General features: G+C 60.9%; 8 protein-coding genes and 1 tRNA gene. 2 read left to right on the top strand and 7 right to left on the bottom strand.

What is annotated here, in order from left to right; all coding sequences use genetic code 11:
- From RAD04_RS35750 to RAD04_RS35760, 3 genes are all read right to left on the bottom strand, one after another.
- The gene (locus RAD04_RS35750; RefSeq protein WP_461627534.1) at positions 1–168 is read right to left on the bottom strand and encodes a hypothetical protein; all 168 of its coding nucleotides are present in this window, start codon (positions 166–168) and stop codon (positions 1–3) included.
- Positions 169–2,070: 1,902 nt separating this feature from the next.
- Positions 2,071–2,262, bottom strand: a complete 192-nt coding sequence (locus RAD04_RS35755; protein WP_028144438.1) for a hypothetical protein — start codon at positions 2,260–2,262, stop codon at positions 2,071–2,073.
- A gap of 164 nt (positions 2,263–2,426) precedes the next feature.
- Positions 2,427–3,143, bottom strand: a complete 717-nt coding sequence (locus RAD04_RS35760) for a hypothetical protein (RefSeq protein WP_461627535.1) — start codon at positions 3,141–3,143, stop codon at positions 2,427–2,429.
- Positions 3,144–3,626: 483 nt separating this feature from the next.
- Between RAD04_RS35760 and RAD04_RS35765 the strand changes: the two genes are divergently transcribed.
- Together RAD04_RS35765 and RAD04_RS35770 are read left to right on the top strand one after the other, a co-directional pair.
- The gene (locus RAD04_RS35765; protein WP_461627536.1) at positions 3,627–3,968 is read left to right on the top strand and encodes an H-NS histone family protein; all 342 of its coding nucleotides are present in this window, start codon (positions 3,627–3,629) and stop codon (positions 3,966–3,968) included.
- A gap of 868 nt (positions 3,969–4,836) precedes the next feature.
- Positions 4,837–5,073, top strand: a complete 237-nt coding sequence (locus tag RAD04_RS35770) for a hypothetical protein (protein ID WP_461627537.1) — start codon at positions 4,837–4,839, stop codon at positions 5,071–5,073.
- 117 nt (positions 5,074–5,190) lie between these two features.
- Here the strand turns inward: RAD04_RS35770 and RAD04_RS35775 are convergent.
- The 4 genes from RAD04_RS35775 to RAD04_RS35790 all read right to left on the bottom strand — a co-directional run bounded on the left by RAD04_RS35775 (position 5,191) and on the right by RAD04_RS35790 (position 9,040).
- Positions 5,191–5,266: transfer RNA gene (locus RAD04_RS35775), tRNA-Lys, on the bottom strand.
- A gap of 157 nt (positions 5,267–5,423) precedes the next feature.
- Complete coding sequence (locus tag RAD04_RS35780; RefSeq protein WP_461627538.1) at positions 5,424–6,044, bottom strand: Spy/CpxP family protein refolding chaperone; 621 nt, start codon at positions 6,042–6,044, stop codon at positions 5,424–5,426.
- 204 nt (positions 6,045–6,248) lie between these two features.
- Positions 6,249–7,253: a TRAP transporter substrate-binding protein gene (locus RAD04_RS35785; protein ID WP_461627539.1), complete on the bottom strand. Its 1,005-nt coding sequence runs from the start codon at positions 7,251–7,253 to the stop codon at positions 6,249–6,251.
- Between the two features lie 224 nt (positions 7,254–7,477).
- Positions 7,478–9,040: a 2-isopropylmalate synthase gene (locus RAD04_RS35790; protein ID WP_091961239.1), complete on the bottom strand. Its 1,563-nt coding sequence runs from the start codon at positions 9,038–9,040 to the stop codon at positions 7,478–7,480.
- Positions 9,041–10,041 lie beyond the last annotated feature (1,001 nt).

Genomic DNA, 10,041 nt, shown 5'->3' on the forward strand with positions numbered 1-10,041 from the left:
TTAAATCCTCTGGGTGATGCGCCGTCCGCATTCACGGACCGGCGCCAATTGCACAATGGCGCGGGGATGATCGGCCGTTGCCTTGCCTATGCTGCTGAAGAAAAATGCCGAGCTGCTCAGCATGCCTGCCGTCATGCTCAGCGCTTCGAAAATGCGCAAACCGAACACGTGCCGCTCAAGCCTGCTTGGGGCCAGGGTCGATCTGAGCTCACGAGCGGATGTCGTGTGCGCGGTCGCGCGCCTGACAGCCGCCATGTTTGCAGACCGCAAACTTGGCTGGATTGGAAGATCGCAAATTGACGGAGAAGAATTCGAACTTGCCCGAGCCCAGCCGAACATTGCTACAAAATGCGTGCACGTCATTCGCACCCCTCGTCTGCCAATGCAGAGCAGAGAGCGTCGCCGCAAATCAATTCACGCAATTTGGTAGCGCTCGCTCGGACGGCGGTAGGTCCGCCACCAGCGACAATCCATCAGCTGCTGCCAAGTTACTCGAAAAGACCTAGAGCGGTATCCCCCTGCCCATCGCGGCCGGTGCTTAGCCGCCCACGTTTTGGCAATTATTGATCTTGCAGTATTCACGGCCCCAGAAGCGACGACCGTGATCAAAAAGCGCCACGGTCGCTTGCCCCCGATTAAATAAAACCTATTTTAAATTAAAGCATCAGTCCATTTATTTATTTATGCGCTAGATTTAATAATTAATACATCTAAATCAATAACAAAGAGGCTCTTGCGTCCCTCCTTGCGAGGCGACACCGGAATTTTACGGTTTGTCTCCCAGATGCACTGGGTTCGCGCGATGATCTTTGCTTCGCGTGGATCGACAGCTCGCAGGGAGCAATTCGAGCCGAAACTCAGCCCAATCCACGAAGACGAGGTATGAAAGCACAAGTCTAACAATACCTTGCGCCAACCTGTGATTATTGGTTTGCGCACCCGACGATCCAGGCCCACCCGCCGTGAAGCGACGACGGACGTGGCCTTCAATGTGCCGCTGGTCATCCCATCGGGTCGGTGTAGCCGTCCTTATCGCCGGGGCGCCATTCCAAAGCGTGAGACCATCGCGGGATCCAATGGTGGTGCGCTCTAAGAGCGAGATGCGTAGCCAGAGCGCTGATGCAATCCGATGGCTGGGTTATATGGCTCGGTAGCCGGCGCATGTGTCCTGGGGTGCGGCGAGAAGAGTCCTCGATGCTCGCGCACGAAGCTTCGCATCTCCTGTTGCTGTCCCGCGCACGTTCTCGTTCGCTTTAACGCGCAACAGGGCCTCGGCAAGCCGCGTTCGAAATCCATGTGAAGCTTAAACCGAAACCAGTTCCCGGTTGACGCGCAAACGCAGCCAAATCGACCGCCATTAAATGATATATTTGATTATTGTGTATAATCATGATGACTCCATCGCAAAATTGAAAAATATGTTGGGGAAAAGAAAACATGGGAGGTTGAAATGGAAGCTGCCCGCCGCTTTCGCGCAATGGCGTTACTTTGCCGACAGACTGCCGCACTCCAACCCGAGAGAAGCTGGAAACTGCTTGCAGAGGCAGAGTACTGGGAGCATCTGGCGGCTGCGGCTTTAGCTCATTGAGCTTCGGTCGCGCGTTCTTTGTCTTTAGCTTTTCGTCGACTTCTTAGTTCAAGTCATTTTCCGAGGCATGTGATGTCGAGTACGCGTCAGATTTTTTCTAGTGCTGTTCTGAGCGAACGGCACCAGGCGCTTCTGGAGGAGCTTAGAGAGGTGGAGAAGCTTCGAAGTAAGCTCCGACATGTAGAAGCAAAAACAATCGGCAGAAGACGGCGTACCAAAGCGAGCGGCAGGGCAAGAGCCGTTTAGAGACCCGCCGGGTCCGAAGGTTGACCCGCATTGGCTCACTCGCGCGATTCAATGCACGGATGCCCGCGTTCCTCGCATCTGCCACTACTTTGAAAGAGGATGGGCGCTTCATCCCCGCAGTACCGAGCCTCGGCGATGACGTCGCTGCGACATGTCGCCAACCAGCCAGGCCGGGGTGCCTCACAACGCTTGAACTAACTCGGCGGCGAGACCGGCCACCTATTCAGGATCGCGCGTTAGCTCCGACTTTCATTCGACGTTGCACTTCGGAACACCGCAACGAGTCGATCGCCTTCCCAAAGCTCAACGTCGTGCTCGTCATGCATTTGCTCGGCTCGGCGTCTCGCCGCCTGCTCGTCAATGCAGTCGAGCTTTGCAGCGCAGATCACTTGCCGGCTGCCGTCCACCACGAACACCTTGTACCGCATGATGCAGTCCGATCCAAAGACGAGCGTCATCGTACTCGAATGTCGGTCTAAGGCAGCGCCAAACTAAGTGACGACGCACGGAACCTTTAACATGTGGCAGTTCGGCTATACCTGCTCGTTCAATCCCTCGGTCGCGCGGCGGCAGTACTTTGTATGTCGCTACCTCAGTGGCGTAATCTCACTGCGTGCCGAAGCGTGCGGCTCGAGCTCAAGAGCGAGAGGCCACCAAGCGTCATCAGCAGCACACCAAACCAGGCCGTCCAGCTGCGAGCTTCGCCGTGCGCCTCTGCGCTGCGCGCCCCCAGCGGCATATCTTGAGGTGGGTCGGCGGGCGCGGCGGCGAGGAGCTGCCCAGCGTCGACTTGACCCGGCACGGAGTGTTCGGGCGTGAGCCGCTTGCTGGGAAGATCTACGATGGGGGCCGCCGACATCAGGGTAGGACCCGTGCCGAGATCGGAAGCGGCATCTGCCACCTGCATTTCGGGTACAGGCGTCTGAGATCGCTCGAGCGGTGCGGAGCGCAGCAACTCCGCACGCGCATCAACGACCGCGCTCCGCCTGGTCTGCGTGGACCGGTTTTCGTCCAAACTGGCACTGCGGTCTTTGGCCACGCGAGCCCGAATGGGCTTCTTCACCGTCGCGATGCCCTCGGCCAGGAACCAGCATTTGCGGCGACCGTCCATTCGGTAGACCCAATGCTGTCCGCCACTGGTCGAGGTACCGGGACGCGGCACGCATTCGGCTTGCGGCGGAGAGGTTACCGTGGGTTGGGACGTAGCAGTATTGAAGAAGTCGGCAACAGGATTGGAAGACGCGGGCGCCGCCGAAAAACCTCCGACAAGGACCAGACTGGCGAAGTACAATCGCAATTGACCGGACATCGAAAACTCCCGGGCGCGCCCCACCCCCGCTTGAGCCTCAGCGCCGACAACGGCCCCCATGCGGCTTAAATCGGGCGGCGCGATGAATTAATTGTACTCTTGACCACCTAATTAATATGACGGCCCAGCACTCCAGGGGTGCAACACGAGGCGGCGCGATCGATTCATCGATCCATCTGAGTTGCGCCGGGCCTCGCTCCCCGCCCACGATCCGCGCCGCGGCCGCCCGGTCTATCGCCATCGTTGTGCTCGTCGAACACGAAAGCGCAACTCGCCGGGGGGAGTTTGTGGATGTCACGAGACGTGGCTACCCCTCGCAACGAATTAAATACTCCGCCACGATATTACCACCGTCGTGCCTTTCTCCCCGCTACTCTCGCATTTAAATGTGGATTGCACGATCAATATTTAACTGACGGCTTGTCTGCTCCCGGATTCCCGACTTGTCTGCCTGGGCCTTCTCCCCAAGATTCGGATGGAGCCATGAACACCGCGCATTTTAATTCGCTCTCCGTTGACGAGCTCTGGATACTTCACCAAGAGGTCGCCGCCGAACTCGCCCAGAAAATGTTGGCGCAAAAAGCACATTTGGAGGAAAGGCTCCACAGGATTGAACTGGCCAACGAGGCCACACGGCTCAATCGTAAGCGCCGCCGTCCATACCCGCCCGTCCGTCCCAAATATCGCAATCCGAAGAACCCAGCGGAGACATGGTCGGGTCGCGGCAGGCAGCCGCGATGGCTGCGTCCGCAGCTTCGAAGCGGCCGAGATTTGGACGATTTCCTGATCGATCAGGCTTCAGCTCAAAAGCGGCAGACAAATTGAGCGCCGATTTAAACGCGGGGTCATAACCATGCTTGGAGGCATGGCCATAGCGAGCGCGCTGGCGATCCGGCTGATGGTCTAGCTGAATCGCTCGGGGGCCCGCGGCGCAGTGAAGACATCGACGAGCATCTCAAGCGCGCGATGGCCCGCGTCTAGTCGTGGAGCCCTCTGAAGCGCCGCCTCACCGCATTCCACGTTCGAAGGACCGGATGGAGGAGGACGACGAAAAGAACTCTGATTGCAACCGGCATCATCCCGCGCCGCAAGAGTGGTGAGTCATGATCGTCCGATCGACGGGCCGTCGTGTTGATCGTCACCGGAGATGGAGTTCCTGCGCGCCGAGTAGGTGCCGGTCTGCGCGAGGGCAGGACAACTACAACGAACAGAACGTTCACCAGCAGCCATATTCCCACAATGAGAAGGAAAGTACGCACGAGGAACGACCATCGTTTGATCTAGAATCTGCCGAGCTTACTCCTGCCTCATATCCGGCGCGCAGCCGGCAACACTGGGTTCGCGGACGGAGCCGCCTCAGCGCAGCCGGCACATTGGCATCCCCCCGAGGCCGTTGGGCCCCGAGCACTTCACGAGCGTCTAGGATCGCTCGCAGCCTAGTCCGGCGCAACACTCGCGTCTGTGCGCTTTCGAACATTCATGCCCCTGCAGGTATGGTAGTTCTATGCATCATCCGGCGAGAGCCGGACAGGGATGGCTCATCAGAGCGTGGCTAGATCCCAGCATGATGAGCGGCGAATTTGGCGGACCGCACAGAACCAATATCGAGTTTCGGTAGTTGACTCCCAGGCGATCCGAACAGGCAAACTGATCATTCGGGCCGAGGATAAGTTCAAAAGCTAAGCCGGCACACATGAAGGACCTCCGACGACGTTTGGAAAAGGTCCGCGCTGACGCCAGAGAGTTTGCGCTGATGAGTCAGCGGGCGACGGACATGGAAAAGCGCGAGCTGTTTAAGCGCTTGGCGGATGAGCTCGCCTTCGAGGCTCTCGAGCTTGAGCTAATCGTGAAGAAAAATGAGCCAGCTAATCCGTGCGGCCAGCACGAGGTCGTGGAGTTTAAGCCACCCTCTCAGCGAAAGCGCGGCTGACGCGGAAGCCGGCTAAATCGTGCGTGCACGTCCACCCCACACAAAGCACGTCGCGCGAGACGTGCATTTTTCTGTCGAAGAATTTAAAAAAGCCCCTGCGGGCCAATCTCTTAAGGGTGGTGGGCGCACCAGGGCTCGAACCTGGGACCCGCTGATTAAGAGTCAGCTGCTCTACCAACTGAGCTATGCGCCCGAAAGGCGGTTAGTGCCTTGCGAGGTCGGTCGTTTAGCAAAGCGATCCGGGTCTGGCAAGCGATGCAATGAAGGTTTTTCCACAGTCCCCAGAAAGCGAAAAGCCGCTGGATTCCAGCGGCTTCTCCAGGGTTAATCGCCGCGAAATCCCGCCCCGTTCAGAGCCGGCCCTCGCGATCCCGGTCGGGGCCGCCCTCGCGGTCGAAACGGTCACGATGGAAGTGCTCCATGCCGCGCTCCATCATGCGGTCCATGCCGCGTTCCATGAAGTGGCGGTGCGGGCCGTCTTCGCCGCCGCCGAACGGGCCGCGGTGGCGGGTCAGCACGGCGAGGCGCCGCTTCTGGCCCTCGTCCAGGGTCTTGTAGAGCGGGTCGGCGGCATCGGCGATCTTCTTCAGGGCCGCCGAGGTCGCGCCCATGTCCTCGGCGCGCTGGCGCAGGCGGGCGACCGGATCCTCCGGCCGGTCGGCGTCCTTGTCAGCATTCCTGCCGGCATCGCCGGGACCGGCATTCATCCGCGCATTGGCGCGGTCGATGCGCAGCTTGGCGAATTCGCGCACGGCAGCCTCGACCGGCGGCCACAGCTTCTCCTGGTCGGCGTTGAGCTTCAGCCCGGCATGGACGGCGGCGATCCGCGCGTCGACAAAAGCGGCGCGGTCTTCCGGGTTCATGCGGATGTGGCGGATGTGCTCCATCCACGGGCGATGATATTGGGCATAGACCGCGCCCGAGCCGGCAATGCTGAGCACGGCGATGGCGGCGATGGTGAACTTCCTCATCCGGACCTCCTCTGGAAGGATGTCCATGAAGATGGGCGCGAGGCCGCTGACACGCAACTTACAACTTGGACAGGAAGCGGGCCCTTACTTGGATTGCAACGCCGGATTTTACCTCCAGCCGCAATCGGAAATCATTCGCAACAAAAAGGCTTCCGTGCAGACCGCACGGAAGCCTCGTTCATCGTTCGGATCAGTTCGTCGTGCTCAATTCGTCGTGCTCTTGGCTTCCTTGAGGAATTCGTCGATCAGCGGCTGGCCGATGCGGCCTGCGGCATCCTTGTAGACCGGCTCCATCGCCTTGCGCATCGCCTCGTCCTGCTCGCCGGTGAGCTTGATGATCTCGCTCTTGCCGCTCTTCTTGATCTCGGCGAGCGCGTCGTCGTTTTCCTTCTGCGACTGCGCGTTGCTGAAGTCGGTCGCTTCCTTCATCGCCTTGGTGAGCGGGTCGCGGATGTCGGCCGGTAGATCGTCCCAGAACTTCTTGTTCACGATCACGACGTAGCCGATGTAACCGTGGTTGGTCTCGGTGATGTACTTCTGCACCTCGTGCATCTTCTGGGTATAGATGTTGGACCAGGTGTTCTCCTGGCCGTCGACCACGCCGGTCTGGAGCGCCTGGTAGACTTCCGAGAATGCCATCACCTGCGGCAGCGAGCTGAGCGCCTTGAACTGGGCCTGCAGCACGCGCGAGGACTGGATGCGGAACTTGACGCCCTGATAGTCGGCGGGCGCGATCAGCTTCTTGTTGGCGCTCATCTGCTTGAAGCCGTTGTCCCAATAGGCAAGGCCGGTGATGCCCTTGGCGTCCAGCAGCTTGAGCAGCCGCGTGCCGAGCGGGCCTTCCGTCACCTTCCGCAGCGTCTTCAGGTCGGGCAGGATGTAGGGCAGATCGAACACTTCGAACTCGCGAATGCCGAGCGGTCCGAACTTGGAGTTCGACGGCGCCAGCATCTGCACGCTGCCGAGCTGGAGCGCCTCGAGCTCTTCCTTGTCCTTGTACAGCGTCGAGTTCGGGTAGACCTCGACCTTGACCTTGCCGCCGGTGTACTTCTCGGCGAGCTCCTTGAACTTCTCCGCCCCCTTGCCCTTCGGCGTGTCGGTGGCGACGACGTGGCTGAACTTGATGATGATCGGCGATTGGGCCGATGCCGGCCCGGCAAGTCCGAGTGCCAGTGCCGCGATGGACGCGGCGATCGCGAAGGTGCGCATAATCTCTCCCTGTTATTATCTAAGCCGCCCGGCGCGCGGGCGGACAATCTTTATGTCGACAGCATCAATAGCGGCTGGGAGACGCAGCCGCTATTGGCCGTTAGCAGGGCAGGTATTCACGCCACAAGCAGAGTCATTCCGGGATGGTCCGAAGGACCAGACCCGGAATCTCGAGATTCCGGGCTCGATGCTTCGCATCGCCCCGGAATGACAAGCTTCGCTTGTCAGCTCGCAGCCGCGGTCGTCACGGTGTCGCGCTGGCGCTTCATGACGATCTTGTTGAGCGCGCCGAGATAGGCTTTGGCGGAAGCCACCAGCGTGTCCGGATCCGCCGCGCGTGCCGTCATCGCGCGTCCCTCCTGCGACAGCCGCACCGAGACTTCGGCCTGCGCGTCCGTGCCTTCGGTCACCGCGTGGACCTGATACAGCTCCAGCTTGGCCTCGTGCGGGACCAGGCGCTTGATGCAGTTGAACACCGCGTCCACCGGACCGTTGCCCTCGGCCTCCTCGATCTTGATCTGGCCGTCGACGTCGAGCTTCATGGTCGCGCGCTGCGGACCGTGGGTGCCGGCGATCACGGTCAGCGAGGTCAGCTTGATGCGGTCGTGCGAGGCCGCCATCTCCTCGTCGACCAGCGCCTCGATGTCCTCGTCGTAGATGTCCTTCTTGCGGTCGGCCAGCGCCTTCATCCGCGTGAACGCATCTTCCAGCTGGTTCGGGCCGAGCTTGTAGCCCATCTCCTCCAGCTTGTGCACGAAGGCGTGGCGGCCGGAATGCTTGCCGAGCACCAGCGAGGACTGCTTCAGGCCAACCATCTCGGGCCGCATGATTTCGTAGGTCGAGGCGTCCTTCAGCACACCGTCCTGATGGATGCCGCTCTCATGCGCGAACGCGTTCCGGCCGACGATCGCCTTGTTGTACTGCACCGGGAACGATGTCGCCGCCGACACCACCTTCGAGGCCCGGGTGAGCTGCGTGGTGTCGATCTTGTTCCAGTAGGGGAATTTGTCGTTGCGGACATTGATCGCCATCACGATCTCTTCGAGCGCAGCATTGCCGGCGCGCTCGCCGATGCCGTTGATGGTGCACTCGACCTGGCGCGCGCCGCCGACGACGCCGGCCAGCGAGTTCGCGACCGCCATGCCGAGGTCGTTATGGCAGTGCACGGAGAACACAGCCTTGTCCGAGTTCGGCACGCGCTCGATCAGCGTCTTCATGAAGTGGGTGTATTCCTCCGGCACCGTGTAGCCGACGGTATCGGGGATATTCACCGTGGTCGCACCGGCCTTGATGACGGCCTCGACGATGCGGCACAGGTAGTCCATCTCGCTGCGGGTGCCGTCCTCGGCCGACCATTCGACGTCGTCGATCTGGTTGCGGGCGCGGGCGACCATGGCGACCGAGGTCTCGAGCACTTCTTCCGGCGTCTTGTTCAACTTCACCCGCATGTGCAGCGGCGAGGTCGCGATCACGGTGTGGACGCGGCCGCGCTTGGCGAACTTCACCGCTTCGGCACAGCGGTCGATGTCGGCCGGATGGGCGCGGGACAGGCCGGCGATGACGGCATTCTTGGAGCGGCGGGCGATCTCGCTCACCGCTTCGAAGTCACCTTGCGAGGTGATCGGGAAGCCGGCCTCGATGACGTCGACACCCATATCGTCCAGCAACTCGGCGACCTCGAGCTTCTCCTCGAAGGTCATAGTGGCGCCGGGGCACTGCTCGCCGTCGCGCAAGGTGGTGTCGAAAATGATGACGCGGTCCTTGTCGGACTTGTTCGCGGTGGCCATTCTAAAATTTCCTTTTGAGCTTTTGCGCCGTCAGTCTGCTGGGCGCTTGAGGTGTCCGGTGATCTCGACCAACCCCTGAGCGCCCAGGCGCGTCGCGCCCAGCCGGCCCTCAGGGGCAAGTAAGAAGGAGGCCGCCAATAAGGAGGGTGGGCAGCAGCGCGGCCGGGATCGTGGCGGCGGCCAGAGCCACCTCCCCCGAAATCCCATCGATTTGGCCGCGAATCAGCATTGCCAGACCCTTTTGAGCCCCAAATCCTCGGTCAAAACCGTTGACGGTTGGTTGCCGGGAGGCTCAGTGACCCGTTTCTAGACGAGAAATAGCAGCAACTGCAACGCCAAAAGATGGTCAGGGGGCCTGACCTGGTTGCGGGCGAGGCTCCGTGTCCCGGACGCGCTGCAACGCGAAGCGTCGCAACGCAGAGCCGGGACCCAGGGGCGACACGGCGCGCTGCGGATGGATGGGCCCCGGCTCTGCAGCGCACCGCACCGGACGATGCTTCAAATCGCCGGGGACGCTGCGCTGCGTCCGGGGCACAAGAGCGGAGTGTGGCGCACGCTGTCTCCACATGTCATTGCGATGCTCCAGTGCACATCCCAGCGGCGCTGCCGTAAGGTGGGCAAAGGCGCAGAGCGCCGTGCCCACGATCTCCGTCCATGAGCAACAAGACGTGGGCACGCTGCGCTTTGCCCACTCTACGAGATCGAGATTGTGGCACGCAGCTCGGCTCACAGACATGCCTTCGCGTCCTCGCGGCTTAATTCGCCCGAGCTTTGCTGGTCGCTCCACCCTCTAAAGCCAAGAGGGCGCAGGGAAGGCCGGGTGCCGGCTCGCACCCGCGGTCTGCTGCGCAATAGGCACACGCAGAAGAACCGCACAGCAGCATACAGGTGGTGCCGATCACTCGGCCTTCCCTGCGCGATGGCTGGACGGCTTATGCCGTGATCTCCCGGGAGCCGACCATTCCTTCTGGCCTCCCTCGCCCCGCGAATTGATGATGCAG

The organism is Bradyrhizobium sp. 25ACV (assembly GCF_054863005.1).

Excerpts from the sequence above, each read along its gene's own strand:
- RAD04_RS35780 (WP_461627538.1), bottom strand. The coding sequence starts at position 6,044 with ATGAGGAAGTTCACCATCGCCGCCATCGCCGTGCTCAGCATTGCCGGC.
- RAD04_RS35760 (WP_461627535.1), bottom strand. The coding sequence starts at position 3,143 with ATGTCCGGTCAATTGCGATTGTACTTCGCCAGTCTGGTCCTTGTCGGA.
- RAD04_RS35790 (WP_091961239.1), bottom strand. The coding sequence starts at position 9,040 with ATGGCCACCGCGAACAAGTCCGACAAGGACCGCGTCATCATTTTCGAC.
- RAD04_RS35785 (WP_461627539.1), bottom strand. The coding sequence starts at position 7,253 with ATGCGCACCTTCGCGATCGCCGCGTCCATCGCGGCACTGGCACTCGGA.
- RAD04_RS35765 (WP_461627536.1), top strand. The coding sequence starts at position 3,627 with ATGAACACCGCGCATTTTAATTCGCTCTCCGTTGACGAGCTCTGGATA.
- RAD04_RS35755 (WP_028144438.1), bottom strand. The coding sequence starts at position 2,262 with ATGCGGTACAAGGTGTTCGTGGTGGACGGCAGCCGGCAAGTGATCTGC.
- RAD04_RS35770 (WP_461627537.1), top strand. The coding sequence starts at position 4,837 with ATGAAGGACCTCCGACGACGTTTGGAAAAGGTCCGCGCTGACGCCAGA.